The following is an 18,554-nucleotide window of genomic DNA, read 5'->3' as shown; positions in this document are numbered from 1 at the left end:
TGAGCTGGTCCCCTCTTTTACGTCGTGACGGTCAGCGCCGGCTGATTACGACAGCGCCGCGAGGACTTCCTTTGCCACGTCCTCGCTGGACTGCGGGTTCTGCCCGGTGATGAGGTTTCCGTCGCGCACCACGTTGGAGGACCAGGCCGCGCCGTTTTCGACGACGGCACCCTTCTCCTTGAGCGCGTCCTCCACCAGCCAGGGGGTGTTCTCCCCGGTTCCGCCGCCGAGTTCTTCCTCGTTGGTGAAGACCGTCAGGCGGCGGCCCTTGAAAGTGAACCCGCCGTCGTCGTCCGTTGCGCTCAGCAGCCCCGCGGGACCGTGGCAGAACGGTGCAATGATCTTGCCGTCCTTGTTCGCCGCCACCAGCAGGCGGCCCAGATCGGCGTCCTTGTACAGGTCTGCCATGGGGCCGTGGCCGCCCGGCATCACCACGGCGTCATAGCCGGCAATGTCGACGTCGGCGAGGACCAGCGGGTGCGCCAGCTCGCCGTCGATCTTCGCGATGTAGTCCCGGAAGCCCTGGGCGCGTTCCTCGCCGCCGGCCGACTCGGGAGCCAGGCTTACCTGGTCCACGGTGGGCTTCCTGCCGCCGGGGGTGGCGATGTGGACCGTGTTGCCGGCGTCGGTAAGGGTCTGGTGTGACACCACCAGTTCCTCTGCCCAGTAGCCGGTGGGGTGTTCGCTGCCGTCCTTCATGGTGAGGGAATCTGCGGCCGATACGACCATCAAAATGTTTGCCATGGTGTTTCTCCTGTCTTAGCTGACGTGAGTGGCTGGAAGCCGCTTGCTACTTGCCTGCTGCTTCAAGCTCAGCGTACGTGGCGTCGTCGAGCGTGATGCCGGCGGCGGCCATGTTCTCTTCGAGGTGCTGCACCGAGCCCGTGCCGGGGATCGGCATCATCACGGGGGAGCGGCGCAGCAGCCAGGCCAGGGCCACCTGGGAGGTGGTGGCGCCCAGGCGCTTGGCCGCCTCATCCAGCGGGCCGCCCGGCTGGGCGAGTTCGCCGGCGGAAATCGGTGCCCAGGGGATGAAGCCGATGCCGTTCTCCTCGGAGTAGCGGAGCACGTCCTCGGAGCTGCGGTCGGTCAGGTTGTAGCGGTTCTGGACCGTGGACACCGTAAAGTGCTTCCCAGCCGCCTCCAGCTCCTCGACGCTGACCTGGGACAGGCCCAGGGCGCGGACCTTTCCTTCGTCCTGGAGTTCGCGCAGCACGCCGAACTGCTCCTCGGCGTCCACCTTGGGATCGATCCGGTGCAGCTGCAGCAGGTCCAGGGTGTCCACCTTCAGCTTGCGCAGGCTCAGCTCGGTCTGCTGGCGCAGGTATTCGGGACGGCCAACGGGAATCCACTTGTTGGGCCCGGTCCGGGTGAAGCCCACCTTGGTGGCGATCTTCAGCCCCTCCTTGTACGGGTGCAGGGCCTCGGCGATGATTTCTTCGCTGATGTTGGGTCCGTAGGAATCGGCGGTGTCGATGAAGTCCACACCGAGTTCGACGGCGCGGCGCAGCACAGCCACGGCGGCCTGGCGGTCTGCGGGCTCGCCCCAGACGCCGTCACCCACGATGCGCATGGCACCGAAGCCGAGCCGGTGCACGGTTCCCAGATCCTTGAGGTCGATCGTCGCGGACAGTTCCAGCTGGTTCGTTGAATCATGGCTCATAGGGGCGGCAACCTCATCAGTGTGCTGAGTATTCCGGAAAACACGAAATAACCCCGGCCCCGCCGTGGTTATGCATCAAGTGCCCGCCGCGATCCGGCCGGCGACTCTTACGAAACGTTCCTGAAAGGCCGCACCTGACGTGACTCTTCCCCTCTCCATCCTTGACCTGGCAACCATCGGCAAAGGCCAGACGGCGGCGGAGAGCCTGGCGGGCAGCGTGGCCATGGCGCAAAGCGCCGAGAAGCTGGGCTACCGGCGCGTCTGGTACGCCGAGCACCACAACATGTCCTCCATTGCCTCCTCCGCCACCAGCGTGCTGATCGCCCATGTGGCCGCGCACACCGAAAGCATCCGGCTGGGCGCCGGCGGCATCATGCTGCCCAACCACTCCCCGCTGACCATCGCCGAACAGTTCGGCACCCTGGAAACCCTTCACCCGGGCCGGATCGACCTGGGCCTTGGCCGTGCCCCGGGCAGCGACCAGAACACCATGCGGGCGCTGCGCCGCGACCCGATGTCCGCGGACAGCTTTCCGCAGGACGTCCTGGAACTGCAGGGATACCTCACCGGACCCACCCGCATCCAGGGCGTGGAGGCCACTCCCGGCAAGGGCACCAACGTTCCGCTGTACATCCTGGGCTCGTCCCTGTTCGGCGCCCGCCTGGCCGCCCAGCTTGGCCTTCCGTATGCCTTCGCCTCGCACTTCGCCCCGGCTGCCCTGCAGGACGCGGTGGCCATCTACCGGAGCGAGTTCAAGCCGTCCGCCCAGCTGGAGGCCCCGCACGTGATTGCGGGCGTCAACGTGATCGCCGCCGACTCTGCGTCCGAAGCCCAGGCCATGTTCCAGGCCACCAAGCGTGCCCGCGTCTCCCTGTTCTTCGGCGGCGGCACCCGCGAATTCTCCGACGATGAGGCGGACATGATCCTGGACTCGCCGCAAGGACGGCACATGGCACAAATGATGACGTACTCCGCCGTGGGGACACCCGACGTCGTCCTTGACTACCTGGACAGCTTCGGCCAGCACGCCGACGCTGACGAACTCATCGTGGCGCACCAGAGCCCCGGCACCCGGGACCGGCTGCGGTCCATCGAACTGCTGGCGGAGGCCGCCGGGCTGGTGCGGGTCTGACATGGCGGACGTAAAAGACGGCGTAGGGTTCCGGTCCGAACGCGGGCCCATCCTCATTGCCCTGATGCTGTCCACGGGACTTGTGGCCATCGATTCCACCATCGTGGCCACGGCGGTGCCGTCGATCGTCCGTGACGTGGGCGGTTTCTCATCCTTCCCCTGGCTCTTCTCCGCCTACCTGCTGGCGCAGGCAGTGTCGGTGCCCATCTACGGCAAACTCTCCGACATGGCAGGGCGCAAGCCCATCATCCTGATCGGGATTGGCCTGTTCCTCCTCGGATCGGTGCTCTGCGGCGTCGCCTGGAGCATGCCCTCTCTGATCGCCTTCCGGGCCCTGCAGGGGCTCGGCGCCGGCGCGGTACTGCCGGTCGCCGTCACCATCGCCGGCGACATCTACACCCTGCAGGAGCGTGCCAAGGTCCAGGGCTACCTGGCCAGCGTCTGGGCCATCTCCTCCGTGGTGGGCCCCAGCCTGGGCGGCATCTTCTCCGCCCTCGGCATCTGGCGCGGCATCTTCCTGGTTAACGTGCCGCTCTGCCTGCTGGCCGGCTGGATGCTGATCCGCACCCTCCACGAAAACGTGGAACGGGCCACGCACAAGGTGGACTACGCCGGCGCCGTCCTCCTGGCCGGATCGCTGGGCCTGCTCATCCTTGGTGCCCTTCAGGGTGGCCAGGCGTGGGCATGGAACTCGCCCATCAGCATTGGCGTCTTTGCTGTCGGGGCCGTGCTGCTCGTTGCGTTCCTGCTGGTGGAGCGGCGGGCAGCGGAGCCCATCCTCCCGTCCTGGGTGGTGTCCCGCCGCCTGCTGGCCACCACCGCGCTGGTGTCCTTCGGCGTCGGCGCGATGATGATCGGGCTCACCTCCTACGTTCCCACCTTCCTGGAAGGCGCGCTGTCCTCCTCGCCGCTGGTCGCCGGCCTGGCGCTCGCAGCCCTCACCCTCGGCTGGCCGCTCAGCGCCTCGCAGGCCGGGAAGTTCTACCTGCGGATCGGGTTCAAGTCCACCGCCCTGATCGGCATTGCCATCGCCGTGGCGGGCCTGCTGATCCTGTCACTGACTGCTTCCTCGCCCAACGTGGCCCTGATCGCCATCAGCTGCTTCGTCGTCGGGCTTGGCCTGGGCCTGCTGGCCACCCCCACCCTGATTTCTGCCCAGTCCAGCGTTCCCTGGCAGGAACGCGGCGTGGTGACCAGCACCAACATGTTCGCCCGGTCCATCGGCAGCGCCCTGGGCGTGGCCGTGTTCGGTGCCGTGGCCAACTCCATCTACGGCGGCAGCAGCGGCGGCGACGCCGATCCCGCCACAGTGATCAGCGCGTCCGGTGCCGTGTTCCTGGCCGCGCTCGTGGCCGGCCTGCTCACGGTGGCAGCGGTGCTGGCGATGCCCGCGGTGAAGGCCGAAGACAGCGGCAATTCCGATGCGGAGCCCGTGCCCACCCAGGCGGACGGCAGCTCCAGCCCGGCTGCCGCCGGCGGAGATGTTCCTGCAGACAAGCCCTAAGGGCGAATGTGTGTTTACTTCCCCGCTATTTGTTTTTTCCGCGTGCGGCTACGCGCCAGCGGTCCACAATTTTGCCGCTGGCGACGACAGTGATCTCGTCAACGAGATTCACGGCCACGCATACGTGGTTCGGTATTACCCGTAACCGCTCTCCGAGAGGCGGGAGCTCTGCATCTGCTGGCCAGACCACGGTCGCGTGATGTTCCGAGAGCGCGGTGATGCGTGCTTCGGGATAGTCGAGCAGCCGTCCAAAGCCGGTGGCCCACGCAGGTCGGTCGCCGCCCAGAATTTTGCTGCCCGAGTCCAGGACGATCCTTCGCGGTATGACGTCGTCGCCCTCATGCCGGCTTACCACTGTTGCGGCGACGGTCAGCGCGATGTCTTCAGGGGCGCATCGTTCCAGTTCCAGTTGCTGGGCGTCATTGAAGACATAAACTCCAGGCCGGACCTCGGTGGCTACGGAATCACCGGTGAGAGTGGCTGTGGGAGTTGAACCGCCGCTGCGATGCAGGATTTCAAATCCTGCCTGTGTGAGCAGGTCCGAGGCCTGTCTGAGGGCCAACCGTTCGTCTTCGGTTGCTTTCAGGGGCATCCCGGGGGCGTAGCTGTGGCCCGGGAAGGTGAAGACGCCTTTGACCCTCAGCCCGGCGCGTGCCGCGGCGTGGGCCACGTCAACGACCGCACCTGGGGCGATTCCGCTTCGGTGATGGCCACTGTCGATTTCCAGCAGCACGTCAAAGTCGCCGGCTGCGTCATTCAAGGACGCTCCCATTGCTTGGGCGGCCTCCCGTGAATCGAGTCCTACTGAGATCTTTGTGGTGGCAGCAAGTCGGCGCAGGCGTTCGGCTTGACGAGGACCGACCCAAATGGGGTAAGCGATGAAGATGTCGGCAGCTCCGTGTCCTGCAAAGACTTCAGCCTCCCCGAGGGTCGCTACAGTGATGCCGACTGCACCGGCCGCCAGCTGCAGTTGCGCGATTTCGGGCACCTTGTGGGTTTTCACGTGGGGTCGGAGGTTCAAACCTTTCGCGTGGACGGCAGCGGCCATGCGGTCGATGTTCCGCTGGAGCACATCCCGGTCGACCAGGATCTCTGGAGTGTCGACTTCTTCTGGGATTGTCATCGCTGGTTCTCTTTCTCTAGGTCGAGGCCCCTAGCGGGACGCGCGGAAGATCGACGGCGCGTCCCGGGTCCCGGTCGCAAGGTCGGCCAGGATCCGCCCCACCACCGGGGTGAACTTGAAGCCGTGCCCGGAGAAGCCCGCGCCGATCACCACCGGCCCTATCCTGTCCAGGACAAAGTCCTCGTCCGGGGTGGTGGTGTACGTGCAGCTGATGGCCGTGAACGAATCAGGGTCAACGCCGGGCAACCACTGCCGTGCGTAGTCCTGCAGGGCGGCGAGCTGCTTCGGTTCCGGCTGGAAATCCCGCTTGTCCGGGTCCACCACCGGCCCCACCCCGTGCCAGCCGGCCTTGATGCCTTCGCCGGGGGTCTGCATTCCGTACACGGGGGAGTACCAGCCCTGGTAATCCGGGCCCGGGTAGTGGTTGAAGCCGGGCCACACCGCGCCGGGGTCCGCCACGCGGAAATGCGCCGGCTGCTCCTGGGTCACCCTGAGCTTCGGGATCCGCAACGCTGCGGCGCCCGTGCCCGCAACACGGGCCAGCAGCTTCTCCGTCCAGCCGCCGGCCGTCACCACGGCCTGGGCTGCGGTAACCACCTCCGTGCCCGCAGCCGATTCGAGCGCCAGCCGCACGCCGTCGTCGAATACCTCGAAGTCCACCACCTTGGTGTGGTGCCTGATCTCGGCGCCGCGGGTTGAGGCCAGCCGCTGGAAGGCGGGCAACGCCGCCTCGGGGTTGAGCTGGCCGCCGTCGGGCATATGCAGGACCTGCTGGTCGAACCGGATGCCGCGCCAGCGTTCGCCGGCCTCACCGGGGGACAGGAATTCGGCGCTGATTCCGGCTTCGGTGAGGGCTGCGGCGACTTTCGGGAGGTCGCCGCCAGGACCATGGGTGACGACGCCGGTGCGCGCCAGCAGCTGCACGCCGCTGTCCTGCTCCAGCTCGTCCCACAGGGCCAGCCCCTCGGCCAGCATGGCCACGTAGTCCGGCTGGTGGTAGCCCGGGTTGAGGTTCCGGGTGGCGCCGTGGGACGCGCCGATCTTGTGCCCGGGGCCGAACTGCTCCACGAGCGTCACCTGCCGGCCGCGGCGGGACAGTGCCCACGCGGCGGCCGAGCCCATGGCGCCACCACCGATCACTACGGTGTCCAGCACAGTATTCATCAGCCCTCCAAGCTGCAGTTACGACTCGTGGCCAGTGCTCACGCCAGCAGCAGCGCGACACCGATCATGGCGGGCACTGCCACCACGGTGGTGATCAGCACGGTGTCCTTGGCGACGGTAAGCCCGGTTTGGTAACGGCTGGCGGCCACAAACACATTCTGCGCGGTGGGCAGGGAGGACGTCACCACCACCGCAAACAGCGCATGGCCGTCCATGCCAAGCGCGAAGCGGGCAAAAACATAAGCCAGGGCCGGCTGGACAGCGAGCTTGAAGCCGCTCGCCAGCAGGGTGTCCACCCGGCGTCCGGACGAGGCCTGCAGGGGCCGGGTGCCGTTCAGGCTCATCCCGAACGCGATCAGCATGGCGGGGATCGCGGCCCCGCCGATCAGGTGGATCGGCTCCATGACCAGCGCCGGAACCTGGAAACCGGTGCCTGCCACCAGCAGCCCCAGGCCGGAGCCTACGATCATGGGATTGCGCAGGATCATCAGGAAGAATCCCAGGACCGTGGTCCGGTGCGTGCTGGTGCTCGAGTCCAGGATCATCAGGAACATCGGGGTGAAGAAGGCCAGCTGGAAGATCAGCAGCGGCGCCACGTAGCTGGCATCGCCCAGGACATATACCGCGATGGGAATACCCAGGTTCGCCGAGTTCGCAAGGGACGCGGACATGGCGGACATCAGGGATTCCGGGAGGGCCCGCTTCAGCCAGAACCTGGCCAGAGCGAAGAAGATGGCGGCAGTGGTAATCGCCGCCACCGCCGTGACCAGCAGCGGCTCGGCGAAGACTTCCTGCAGGCGGGCTTTGCTCAGGGTTTCGAAAAGGAGCGCCGGGCTGGCCACGAAGAACGTCAGGCCGCTCAGGACGGGGCGGGCGTTATCGCCGAGGATCCGCTGCCGGCCCACGAACCACCCCACCAGGATGATGCACCAGACCACGAAGAACCCTGCCAGTACCCCTAGCAAGGATCAGCCGTTCGGGCACGGCGGAGGCAGGGACCGGGTCGCACGCTCCGGTTACAGGGTGGCGTTGTTAAGCGCGAAAGGGGGGCGCATCATGCCGGGGGTGAGGCCTTCGGCGGGGTCGTTGCCCAGCTGGATGATCCGGTTGTCCCGGTCCACGTGGACCACCTTGGGCTCGTAGGCCCCGGCCTCTTCGGTGGTCATTTCCGCGTAGGTAATGAGGATGACGATGTCGTTCTCGTGCATGAGGTGCGCCGCTGCACCGTTGATGCCGATGACGCCGGAACCACGCTCGCCGGCGATCGTGTAGGTTTCAAGCCGCGCGCCGTTGGTGACGTCCACAATGGACACCAGCTCGCCGGGCAGGATGTCGGCGGCTTCGAGCAGGTCGAGGTCAACGGTGACCGAGCCGACGTAGTGCAGGTCGGCGTGCGTGACGGTGGCCCGGTGGATTTTTGACTTGAACATTGTTCGATTCATAACGGGTCCAGTCTAGTCCTGCGGCTCTTTACCCGCAGTGACGCACGAAACATACGGGCCCGCGCGGTGACACGGGTGCTCAAGGCTCAGGGGACGCACCTGCGCAGCCACGGGCGGCCTGGCTGCGCACGGAAGGACGCGGACGACGGCGGCCGGTCACCCGGCGTCGTCCGTTGCCACCGCCGCCGCGGCCGCAGCCAGGGTTTCCCTGGCTGCCAGGATGGCCGGGCGCTGGGTGCTGGAGCGGCGCACCGAGGTGAAAATGGTGCGGTGCGGCTTGCCCGGCAGCTCCAGGAGCTGCGCGGTGGTGCCGCGGCCCGTCCACACCAGGTCCGGCATCAGGGCCACGGCATTGCCGGACTCGATCAGGCGGGCCTGGGCCTGCAGGTCGGCGGTTTCAAAACGGACATCGGGCTCGAATCCTGCGCTGCGGCACGCCTGTTCTGCCCAGTGCCGCGATGCGGCGCCGCGCGGTTCCATGACCCAGGCCAGGTCTGCCGTGTCCTCCAGGGAACGGATCGCGGGGCCGCCGCCGGACGCGGGCGGAACGGCCAGCCGGATGGCGTCGGTGGTCAGCTTCACCTTGTCCAGCTCGGGGTAGCGCGGCGCCGCGTGTCCCGGATACTGCTCGGCAATCACCAGGTCGAAGTCCCGCGCCCACGTTTCATGCAGCGCCGTCTCGGGCTCACGCTGGATCATCTCGATCCGCACCTCGGGGTACGTCGCGGCCATGCGCGTCAGGGTGTCCGGCATCAGGGCGAGCGCCGCAGACTGGAACACCGCGATCCGCACCGTCCCCGTGACCGTGGTCAGGGACGCAGCCAGGTCCGCTTCTGCCTGCTCCATGGTTTCCAGCAGCTGCGCGGTGTGTGCCACCAGCACTTCCGCCTGGGGCGTCAGCTGCACCCGCCGGCCCGTCTTCCGGAGCAGCTCGACGCCCACTTCCTTCTCCAGGAGGGCCAGCTGCTGCGATACCGACGACGGGCTGTACTGAAGCGCCTCGGCCACCTCCGCCAGCGTCCCACGGATGCTTAATTCGCGGAGCAGCCGCAGCCTGCGCACATCAAGCATGATGGATTCCTAACTGAAACTAACGAATATAGGTTAGAAGTAGCCACTTTATCTAACGCAATTGCGCACGCATACTGTTGAAACCGAGTTACCCCCGTCACAGCCAGGTTTCTTGGCGTGCCGCGGCGGGGTCGCACCCCAACCAGGAGTTCCTGATGAGCAGCAAAGATTTGAGCCAATCGATCATGCGGCGAAAGCCCATCGATGACATCGAAGAAGAGAGCAAGCACAGCGGACTGTTCAAGTCCCTCGGGCTGTGGCAGCTCACCGCCATTGGCGTTGGCGGGATTATCGGCGTCGGCATCTTCTCCCTCGCGGGGCTGGTGGCCGCCGGCAGTGAAGGCACACCCGGGGTGGGGCCCGCGGTGCTGATTTCCTTCCTGATTGCAGGCCTCGCCTCCGCGGCCGCCGCCCTCTCCTACGCGGAGTTCGCCGGCATGATCCCGCGCGCGGGCTCCGCCTACACCTACGGCTACGTGGCCCTCGGCGAGGTGATCGGCTGGTTCATCGGCTGGGACCTGCTGCTGGAATACATCGCCATCGTCGCCGTGGTGGCCATCGGCATCTCCGGTTACCTGGACGCCTTCCTGGCCGGCATCGGCATCCACCTGCCGACCTGGATGACCTCCACCTTTGACGAAGGCAAGGGCGGGATCGTCAATATCCCGGCCATCCTCGTGTGCCTCCTGGTCACCTGGATCCTCTCCCGTGGCACCAAGGCGTTCGGCCGGTTCGAACTAATCGCCGTGGCCATCAAGGTCATCCTGATCCTGTTCATCATCGGGCTCGGCGTCTTCTACATCGACACCAACAACTACAACCCGTTCATGCCGAGCGGGTTCGGTCCCGTGGTGGCAGGCTCCGCCACCGTCTTCTTCGCCGTGTTCGGCTACGACGCCATGAGTACCGCAGCCGAGGAAGCCAAGGACGGCAAGAAGCACATGCCCAAGGCCATCGTGCTCTCGCTCATCATCGCCATGCTCCTCTATGTTGCCGCCACCCTGGTCCTCACCGGCATGCAGAACTACAAGGACATCGACCCCAAGGCCGGGTTCGCCTCCGCCTTCACCTCGGTAGGCCTGCCCGTCATCGCCACCATCATTTCGGTGTTCGCGGTCCTGTCCATCCTCACCGTGATGCTCACCTTCCTGCTCGGCGTCACACGCGTCTGGTTCTCCATGAGCCGCGACGGCCTGCTCCCCGGCTGGTTTGCCAAGACCGACCGGCACGGCACCCCGCAGCGCGTCACCTGGATCGGCGGCATCGCCTCCGCCTTCCTGGCGGGCGTCTTCCCCATCAAGGCAGTCGCGGACCTCACCAACATCGGCATCCTGGCCGCGTTCGTCGTCGTGTGCCTGTCCGTGATCATCTTCCGTTACAAGCGGCCTGATGCTCCCCGTACGTTCCGCCTCCCCCTGATGCCCGTCATTCCGGCGTTCGGTGTCCTGGCCTCCGCCTTCCTGATGCTGCAGCTGCACTGGGAAACCTGGCTGCGGTTCGTCGTCTGGCTGATCATCGGTTTGGTCATCTACTTCGGCTACGGCCGCAAGCACTCGCTGATGAACCCCAACAGCCCCCGCCACGAGGAACTCGCAGAGCTGCACCGCCCGCTTTCCTGACCTCTCCCCGGACGCGCCATCACCTTCTGCGCGCTTTCCCCCAACGCCCCATCAGATACTGCGGCGTCCAGCCGAACCCTCCCCCACATTCCGTGGGGGAGGGTTCGTGCTTTCCACGGAATGTGATGCGCCGTTGGCGGTTTTGGGCATCAGGTGATGGGGCGTTGGGAGGTGAATAAAACATTGGTTTTCCTAACCTGTAATGGTTGGAAAAGATCGCTTTATCTTATGTGAGTTGAAGCTCATACTGGTGGAAAGACCTCCCAGAACACCAGAAAGATCGGGAAAAACAATGACCCACGTTGCAATGGAACCGGCAGTCGCCAAGGCGGCCACCCCGCAGACCGTCGACGTCGACGTCCCCCAGGCAAAGGCCCTCGCCAATGAAGCGGTCGCCCTGGTCCGGCGCTGGCTCACCGAGGCCGCCAAGGTTCCGGTGGACGCTTCCGCCGAGCAGCTGGCCGGCGTCCTGAAGGACCCCACCGGCCTGGACTTCACCGTGGGCTTCGTGGACGGCGTGGTCCGTCCCGAGGACCTCAACGTCGCCGCCCGCAACCTCGCGAAACTGGCCCCCAAGGTTCCCGCCTTCCTGCCCTGGTACATGCGCAGCGCCGTGGCACTGGGCGGCACCATGGCCCCCGTCCTGCCGCAGGTGGTCATCCCCGTGGCCCGCAAGGTCCTGCGCGAAATGGTGGGCCACCTGATCGTTGATGCCACCGACGCCAAGCTGGGCCCGGCCATCGCCAAGATCAAGAAGGACGGCATCAAGCTCAACGTCAACCTCCTGGGCGAGGCAGTCCTCGGCGAGCACGAGGCATCCCGCCGCCTCGAAGGCACGCACACGCTGCTGGCCCGCCCCGACGTCGACTACGTCTCCATCAAGGTCTCCTCCACCGTGGCCCCGCACTCCGCCTGGGCCTTCGACGAAGCCGTGGAACACGTCGTCGAAAAGCTCACGCCGCTCTTCCAGCGGGCCGCCTCCTTCCCCAAGGCCAAGTTCATCAACCTGGACATGGAGGAATACAAGGACCTGGACATGACCATCGCGGTGTTCACCCGGATCCTGGACAAGCCCGAGTTCAAGAACCTTGAGGCCGGCATCGTGCTCCAGGCCTACCTCCCGGACGCCCTGTCCGCCATGATCCGGCTGCAGGACTGGGCTGTCGAACGCCGCGCCAACGGCGGCGCCGGCATCAAGGTCCGCGTGGTCAAGGGCGCCAACCTGCCCATGGAACAGGTGGAAGCTTCGCTGCACGACTGGCCGCTGGCCACCTGGGGTTCCAAGCAGGACTCCGACACCAGCTACAAGAGCGTCATCAACTACGCGCTGCACCCCGAACGCATCAAGAACATCCGCATCGGCGTCGCAGGCCACAACCTGTTCGACATCGCCTTCGCCTGGCTCCTGGCCAAGCAGCGCGGTGTGGAGTCCGGCATCGAATTCGAGATGCTGCTGGGCATGGCGCAGGGCCAGGCCGAGGCCGTCAAGAAGGACGTCGGCTCGCTGCTGCTTTACACCCCGGTGGTGCACCCGTCCGAGTTCGACGTCGCCATCGCCTACCTGATCCGCCGCCTGGAAGAGGGCGCCAGCCAGGAAAACTTCATGTCAGCGGTCTTCGAGCTCAGCGAGAACGAAGGCCTGTTCGAGCGCGAGAAGCAGCGCTTCCTCTCCTCGCTGGAGGCCCTGGACAACACCGTTCCGCTGCCCAACCGCCGGCAGGACCGCAGCCTTCCCCCCGCGGTGATGCCGCACACCGGTTTCCGCAACACCCCGGACACCGACCCCGCGCTGCCGGCCAACCGCATCTGGGGCCGGGCCATCCTTGGCCGCGTCCCGTCCTCCACGCTGGGCAACGCCTCCGTCAAGGCCGCGTTCATCAATGACGAGGAAACGCTGAACTCGGCCATTGCCAACGCCGTGGAGAAGGGCAAGGCCTGGGGCGGGCTCTCCGGCAACGAGCGCGCAGAAATCCTGCACCGCGCCGGTGAGATCCTGGAAGCCCGCCGGGCCGACCTCCTGGAGGTCATGGCCAGCGAGACCGGCAAGACCATCGACCAGGGCGACCCCGAGGTCAGCGAGGCCGTGGACTTCGCCCACTACTACGCCGAGTCCGCGCGGAAGCTGGACACGGTCGACGGCGCCACGTTCGTCCCAGCCAAGCTCACCGTTGTCACGCCGCCCTGGAACTTCCCCGTCGCCATCCCGGCAGGGTCCACCCTTGCGGCTCTCGCCGCCGGCTCCGCCGTCGTCATCAAGCCCGCCAAGCAGGCCGCCCGCAGCGGCGCCGTCATGGTGGAGGCCCTGTGGGAGGCCGGCGTGCCCAAGGGCGTGCTGACCATGGTCCAGCTGGGGGAGCGGGAGCTCGGCACGCAGCTCATCAGCCACCCTGCAGTGGACCGAGTGATCCTCACCGGCGGCTACGAAACTGCGGAGTTGTTCCGGTCCTTCCGCAAGGACCTGCCGCTGCTGGCCGAAACCAGCGGCAAGAACGCCATCATCGTCACCCCCAGCGCCGACCTGGACCTCGCAGCCAAGGACGTGGCCTACTCCGCGTTCGGGCACGCCGGCCAGAAATGCTCCGCTGCCTCGCTGGTGATCCTGGTGGGCTCCGTGGCCACGTCCAAGCGGTTCCACAACCAGCTGATCGACGCCGTCACCTCCCTGAAGGTGGGTTACCCGCAGGATCCCACCAGCCAGATGGGCCCCATCATCGAACCCGCCAACGGCAAGCTCCTCAACGCCCTCACCACGCTGGGCGAGGGTGAGAGCTGGGCTGTGGAACCGGCGAAGCTGGACGGTACCGGCCGGCTGTGGAGCCCCGGCGTGCGCTACGGCGTCAAGCGCGGCTCCTACTTCCACCTGACCGAATTCTTCGGCCCGGTCCTGGGAGTGATGACCGCTGACACCCTGGAAGAGGCCATCGCCATCCAGAACCAGATCGAATACGGCCTCACAGCAGGCCTGCACTCCCTCAACTCCGAGGAACTGGGCATTTGGCTGGACACCATCCAGGCCGGCAACCTCTACATCAACCGCGGCATCACCGGTGCCATCGTCCAGCGCCAGCCATTCGGCGGCTGGAAGAAGTCGGCCGTCGGCGCCGGCACCAAGGCCGGTGGCCCCAACTACCTGGCCGGCCTGGGCGACTGGCTCCCCGCGGAGGCATCCGCCAAGGCTCCGGTAGCCAACGCGGCCGTCCGCCGCATCCTCAACGCGGCAGGTCCCGCCCTGGAGCCGGCAGGCCTTGAGTCCGTCCAGCGGGCCCTGGCATCCGATGCCGAGGCGTGGGCTGACGAGTTCGGCACCGCCAAGGACGTCTCCGGGCTGGGCGCGGAGCGCAACATCTTCCGCTACCGCAGCCTGCCGGTCACCATCCGCCTCTCCGAAGGCGCGCCGCTGGCGCACCTCGTCCGGACTGTGGCGGCTGGAGTGCTGGCGGGGTCGGCCGTCACGGTGTCCACCGCCGTCGAACTTCCCGCCCAGCTGCGCTCCGTGCTCACCGCACTGGACATCGACGTGACGGTGGAGTCCGACGCCGGCTGGCTGGCTTCCGCCGGACACCTCGCCGCCGCGGGCAAGCTTTCAGGCGCCCGCATCCGCCTGATCGGGGACAATGCCTCCGCTCTGGCCGAAGCCACCGGCGGCAGGCCCGACCTGGCCATCTACGCCCACCCCGTCACGGAGGCCGGCCGCGTCGAGCTGCTGCCGTTCCTGCATGAGCAGGCCGTCAGCATCACCGCCCACCGGTTCGGTACCCCGAACCATCTGTCGGACGCGCTGATCTAGCGCCTGCGGGCACAAAAAGGTCCGGCGGTTGAGCTTGCTTCCACAAGCCCAACCGCCGGACCTTTTGTATGTCCGCTAGCCCAGGTACCAGCCGGGCGGCGTCCAGGTGGCAGGGACGCTGTGGGCTGAGAAATCCTCGCAGCGTGTGCAGGTGTAGGCCACCTCGCCAAGGGTGGCCACTGTTCCGTCACGCCGGTAGGTGGGCGGAATGTACGACTCGAGGTAGACGAACTCGTCCGTACGGCATTTGTCGCAGGTGGGTTTCCCCACGTATCCGGAATCTACGGAGGCGTGTCCGGTTCCGAGCGTGCTCTGGCGGGTGGACGGCCGTACGGTGGAGTACGGCCGTGCGTGCGCAGATCCTGGGTGGATGTTCCTGGCTGTCGTCATTGGCTGCCTGTCCCAAGCGATGGTTTCCGGCATGCGGATACGCGCTTGTTTCGGTGAACTGGCCTGCTGCTTGACCTTGGAAAACCAGCATAGGTGATGCCACTTCCCCTATCAATGGACACGGGCCCCCTAACTCCCCTAAATGCTGGAAATTGAGCCGCGGGAGAGTTAAGTTTGGCGGTTAATGGTCCTGCCGACAATCGACTGGGTCAGGGCGTCGATCACCTCAGCATTGGCCAGCGGATTGCGGATCAGGGTGAAGTCAACGTCCCCCACGGCGGGAAGATCGAAGCGCCGGGTAATGATCTTCAGGTCTTCGGGCACCAGCGACGTGGGCATGACGGCCACGCCGATGCCCGCCCTGACCGCTGCCAGGACCCCGCTGATCTGCCGGGTGGTGCACGTGATCCGCCACGTCCTGCCGTTGGCCTCCAGTGCATCGATGGCCAATTTTCGGCTGAGGCTGGGGGCGGGATAGGCGATCAGGGGCACGGGAGTTCCCGGTTCCATCACCGTTTGTTCCAGGCCCACCCAGGAAAACGAATCGTGCTGGACCACGGTGCCGTCTTTGGCCCCGGCCACCCACTTCACGAAGACGAGGTCCAGTTGGCCGGCGTTGAGCTTTCGGTACAGCTGGTCGCTTTGGCCCACTGTGAGTTCGAGGTTGATCTGCGGGTAGATCTGCCGGAACTCGCGCAGGATCCGGGGCAGCCCGGTGATCGCGAGGTCGTCAGCGGTTCCGAACCGCAGCCGGCCGCGCATGGCCGACCCCGAGAAATAGCGGGCGGCGGCGTCGTGCGCGGACAGGATGTTCCGGGCGAAACCGGCCATCGCATCGCCGTTGTCCGTGAGCCTGACGTCGCGGGTGTCTCTGGTGATCAGGGTGCGCTTGGCGGCTGCTTCAAGTTTGCGGATGTGCTGGCTGATGGTGGGCTGGGCCAGGCCCAGGCGTTCAGCAGCCTTGGTGAAGCTCAGGGTGTCCGCTACCGCCAGGAAGGAGCGCAACTGTGCTGGTTCGAACATAACGGTCCCCGGTGTCCTTCCGGCTGGGTTGTCTATTGCGTTTTGCAATACGAGTTATAGGGACCATACCCCTCCATAATCGCCTCGGCCAGCCTAGCGTTAAGGACATCCCAGACCGCCCGCAATTTTGAGGACACTCCTGTGGCACCGCCTCCGCCTTCGTCGGCTTCCGTCTCCCAGCCAGTCATCGATGCGGCCGGTTCAGCGCCGCCCGACAACCAGACCCAGCCGCTCCCCGTCGTGGCGGAGCGGCTTCCCTGGAAGCACACCTTCATCTCGCTGAAGGTGCCCAACTTCCGGATCTTCGCCGCCGGACACTTCATCGCCGTCATCGCCATCTGGATGCAGCGGATTGCGCAGGACTGGCTGGTGCTGCAGCTCTCCGGTTCCGTGACGGCTGTCGGCGTGACCGTGGCACTGCAGTTCCTGCCGTCCCTGCTGCTGGGTCCCTGGGGCGACATGATCGCCGACAGGTTCGCCAAGCGGAAGATCCTCATCCTGTGCCAAAGCATGGCTGCCGTGCTGGCTGCAACGCTGGCCACGCTTGCCCTCACCGGCGTCATCATGGTGTGGCACGTCTACGCCATCGCCCTGGTCCTGGGCCTGGTGACGGTCCTTGACCAGCCCGCGCGCCAGGTGTTCGTCAACGAGCTGGTTGGTCCCCGGTACCTGCGGAACGCCATCAGCGTGAACTCCACGACGTTCCAGTTGGGCGGCCTGATCGGTCCCGCCATTGCCGGCCTGCTCCTGACGGCGGTCGGTGCCGGCTGGGCTTTCGCGGCCAACGCCGTTGCCTGCTGCTCCACGGTGGTGATGCTGCTGATCCTCCGGAAGGACCAGCTGTACGTCAACGCTCCCACCCCCAAGACCAAGGGAATGCTCCGGGAGGGGCTCCGCTATGCCTTGAGCAAGCCCACCATCTATTGGCCGTGGCTGATGGCCGGCTTCATCTCTGTTTTTGCCATGAGCCTGCCGGTGCTCCTTGCTGCCTTCGCGGACCACGTATTCAAGATAGGCGCCGGCGGCTACGGGCTCCTCAACGCGCTGGTGGCACTCGGCGCGCTGTCCGGCGCCGTGGCCTCCACCCGCCGCCGGCAACTGCGCCTGCGGTCAGTGGTGTTCTGCGCCGGAATGTATGGCCTGATGCTCTGCCTGGCCGTCCTCGCACCCTCCATGGTCTGGTTTGGGGTGGTCATGGTGCTGTCCGGCTTCTGGTGCCTCATGTTCCTCACCGGCTCCAACCAGCTGGTGCAGGTCAGCTCCAACATGGGGATCCGCGGGCGGGTGATGAGCCTGTACATCATGGTGCTCATCGGCGGCCAGGCGCTGGGCGGGCCCATGCTGGGGTGGATTGCCGAACACGCCGATCCGCATGTGGCCCTGCTGGTATCCGGCGGTGTCCCTGCACTGGCCGCCCTGACCGTAGCCGCCATCCTGGCGCGGAAGGGTGGCCTGACGGTCAGGATGGACATGAAGGACCGCCTGCCGTTGAGAATCGTCAACCGGCAGGCAGGAGCCTAGGGAGCGTGCCCGCTGGGCTCCTCCCAGGCGCGAAACAAGACCCCGCCATCGGTCTCGATGACGGGGTCTTGTACTTGGGCCCAGCAGGTTCCTGGTGCTGGTTTACTTCTTCTTCGCCGCTTTGGTGGGCGTGACGTCCAAGGAGCCGGCAGGGGCGGATGCGGCCCTCTTGTCGGCGCGCTTTTCCTTGATGGACTTTCCGGACTTTTTTGATGCCGTTTGACGCGGTGACTTATCAGCCATGATTGCTCCTGTAGCGGAACCGCAAAAGGTTCCTTACTGCAGACCATACACCTTGGGGATGCCTCCGGGCGTGTGCAGCTGGAGGAGCGGAAAGAGCGGCTGACGGGAATCGAACCCGCGTATCAAGCTTGGGAAGCTAGCGCTCTACCATTGAGCTACAGCCGCAGTGCCGGCGCTCGCGCGGGGCAGAACTTAGCTTAGCGCAGATCTGCGGGCTTCCCGCCAACCCGGACCGGCGGCCGCTGCCGTGTCCTGCAACCCTGGACGTCATCCAGTAACTCTTCAATAACGTCGGCGGTGCCGGCTAGGTCTGGGTGCTGGGCGGTGGCTAACCTGATCCGGGTAGCGGCCGCTTTGGGGGAGGCAGCTATTGCGGCAGCCGACGTCAACCACAGGAATTTCTTCATGGCAATCGCAGAGCACGAGGTCCTCATAGAACGCGACTCCATGGCCGTGTACCAGTACCTCGTTGATGCCACCAATCTTCCCGCCTGGCGCAGCGACGTCCGCAGCGTGAAGCTCGTGCAGGGCCCCGCCGAAGCCAAGGGCGCGGTGTACCGGAAGATGGTCGCCGGACGCTCCGGGCTGAGCATCCCCGCGGACCTGGAGATCACCAATGTGCGGCCCGGAGCCGAAATCCAGTTCCACGTGGTTTCCGGCCCTGCCACCCGCTGGGGCGGCTACTACCTCAGCAGCGAAGACGCCGGCACCAGGGTCCGGTTTGCCATGGAAGCCAAACGCGAGGGACGGTTCGGGTTCCTCAGCCGGTGGACCTTCTTTAACGGGATGCTCCAGCGCCGGGTCAGTTCCGACGTGGCCCAGCTGGACCGGCTGAAGAACGTGCTGGAGCTCCAGCCGGCCCTCTGACTCAA

16 protein-coding genes and 1 tRNA gene are annotated in these 18,554 nt (G+C 66.1%); 6 read left to right on the top strand and 11 right to left on the bottom strand.

The annotated features are described in order from the left end of the window. Positions 1-45: 45 nt before the first annotated feature. Positions 46-744 (bottom strand): type 1 glutamine amidotransferase domain-containing protein, encoded by a 699-nt coding sequence (locus VIK36_RS20180; protein WP_307491955.1) that lies wholly within the window; start codon positions 742-744, stop codon positions 46-48. Between the two features lie 46 nt (positions 745-790). Further along, positions 791-1,663: an aldo/keto reductase gene (locus VIK36_RS20175; RefSeq protein ID WP_255173573.1), complete on the bottom strand. Its 873-nt coding sequence runs from the start codon at positions 1,661-1,663 to the stop codon at positions 791-793. Positions 1,664-1,802: 139 nt separating this feature from the next. Here VIK36_RS20175 and VIK36_RS20170 point away from each other — a divergent pair, with 139 nt between their 5' ends. Both VIK36_RS20170 and VIK36_RS20165 read left to right on the top strand, forming a co-directional pair. Continuing rightward, positions 1,803-2,795: an LLM class flavin-dependent oxidoreductase gene (locus tag VIK36_RS20170; RefSeq protein ID WP_255173572.1), complete on the top strand. Its 993-nt coding sequence runs from the start codon at positions 1,803-1,805 to the stop codon at positions 2,793-2,795. A 1-nt stretch (position 2,796) separates the two neighbouring features. Then, the gene (locus tag VIK36_RS20165) at positions 2,797-4,299 is read left to right on the top strand and encodes an MFS transporter (RefSeq protein WP_324643381.1); all 1,503 of its coding nucleotides are present in this window, start codon (positions 2,797-2,799) and stop codon (positions 4,297-4,299) included. Between the two features lie 25 nt (positions 4,300-4,324). On the opposite strand, the gene VIK36_RS20160 is transcribed toward VIK36_RS20165, so the two are convergent. The 5 genes from VIK36_RS20160 to VIK36_RS20140 form a co-directional block, all read right to left on the bottom strand. Next, entirely contained in the window at positions 4,325-5,422 is a 1,098-nt protein-coding gene (locus VIK36_RS20160; protein ID WP_324643380.1) for a D-TA family PLP-dependent enzyme, read from the bottom strand. Positions 5,423-5,452: 30 nt separating this feature from the next. Next, positions 5,453-6,586, bottom strand: a complete 1,134-nt coding sequence (locus VIK36_RS20155; RefSeq protein ID WP_324643379.1) for an FAD-dependent oxidoreductase — start codon at positions 6,584-6,586, stop codon at positions 5,453-5,455. Between the two features lie 38 nt (positions 6,587-6,624). Beyond that, positions 6,625-7,551, bottom strand: a complete 927-nt coding sequence (locus VIK36_RS20150; protein WP_324643378.1) for an AEC family transporter — start codon at positions 7,549-7,551, stop codon at positions 6,625-6,627. A gap of 51 nt (positions 7,552-7,602) precedes the next feature. Then, a complete protein-coding gene (panD, locus tag VIK36_RS20145) occupies positions 7,603-8,028 on the bottom strand; it encodes an aspartate 1-decarboxylase (RefSeq protein ID WP_324643377.1) in 426 nt (141 codons plus the stop codon). A 156-nt stretch (positions 8,029-8,184) separates the two neighbouring features. After that, complete coding sequence (locus VIK36_RS20140; RefSeq protein WP_255173566.1) at positions 8,185-9,099, bottom strand: LysR substrate-binding domain-containing protein; 915 nt, start codon at positions 9,097-9,099, stop codon at positions 8,185-8,187. A gap of 155 nt (positions 9,100-9,254) precedes the next feature. Here VIK36_RS20140 and VIK36_RS20135 point away from each other — a divergent pair, with 155 nt between their 5' ends. Next, the gene (locus VIK36_RS20135) at positions 9,255-10,718 is read left to right on the top strand and encodes an amino acid permease (RefSeq protein WP_324643376.1); all 1,464 of its coding nucleotides are present in this window, start codon (positions 9,255-9,257) and stop codon (positions 10,716-10,718) included. Positions 10,719-11,010: 292 nt separating this feature from the next. Next, complete coding sequence (locus tag VIK36_RS20130; RefSeq protein WP_324643375.1) at positions 11,011-14,505, top strand: bifunctional proline dehydrogenase/L-glutamate gamma-semialdehyde dehydrogenase; 3,495 nt, start codon at positions 11,011-11,013, stop codon at positions 14,503-14,505. Positions 14,506-14,580: 75 nt separating this feature from the next. Here the strand turns inward: VIK36_RS20130 and VIK36_RS20125 are convergent, their stop codons facing one another. Continuing rightward, a complete protein-coding gene (locus VIK36_RS20125) occupies positions 14,581-14,775 on the bottom strand; it encodes a hypothetical protein (RefSeq protein ID WP_255173563.1) in 195 nt (64 codons plus the stop codon). Positions 14,776-15,063: 288 nt separating this feature from the next. Continuing rightward, positions 15,064-15,918 carry a LysR substrate-binding domain-containing protein gene (locus VIK36_RS20120; RefSeq protein WP_255173562.1) on the bottom strand — a complete coding sequence of 285 codons (855 nt, stop codon included), beginning with the start codon at positions 15,916-15,918 and terminating at the stop codon, positions 15,064-15,066. A gap of 141 nt (positions 15,919-16,059) precedes the next feature. Here VIK36_RS20120 and VIK36_RS20115 point away from each other — a divergent pair, with 141 nt between their 5' ends. Next, positions 16,060-17,439 (top strand): MFS transporter, encoded by a 1,380-nt coding sequence (locus VIK36_RS20115; protein ID WP_324643374.1) that lies wholly within the window; start codon positions 16,060-16,062, stop codon positions 17,437-17,439. A gap of 102 nt (positions 17,440-17,541) precedes the next feature. Here VIK36_RS20115 and VIK36_RS20110 read toward each other — a convergent pair whose 3' ends face one another. After that, entirely contained in the window at positions 17,542-17,682 is a 141-nt protein-coding gene (locus VIK36_RS20110) for a hypothetical protein (protein ID WP_201302376.1), read from the bottom strand. Between the two features lie 94 nt (positions 17,683-17,776). Continuing rightward, positions 17,777-17,847, bottom strand: a tRNA-Gly gene (locus VIK36_RS20105). Positions 17,848-18,087: 240 nt separating this feature from the next. Here VIK36_RS20105 and VIK36_RS20100 point away from each other — a divergent pair. Continuing rightward, positions 18,088-18,549: an SRPBCC family protein gene (locus VIK36_RS20100; protein ID WP_324643371.1), complete on the top strand. Its 462-nt coding sequence runs from the start codon at positions 18,088-18,090 to the stop codon at positions 18,547-18,549. Positions 18,550-18,554 lie beyond the last annotated feature (5 nt).

The organism is Pseudarthrobacter sp. LT1, assembly GCF_035621795.1.
Classification (GTDB): domain Bacteria; phylum Actinomycetota; class Actinomycetes; order Actinomycetales; family Micrococcaceae; genus Arthrobacter.
The sequence above is the reverse complement of the archived record's forward strand: the minus strand, read 5'-3'. Positions and strand labels throughout refer to the sequence as shown.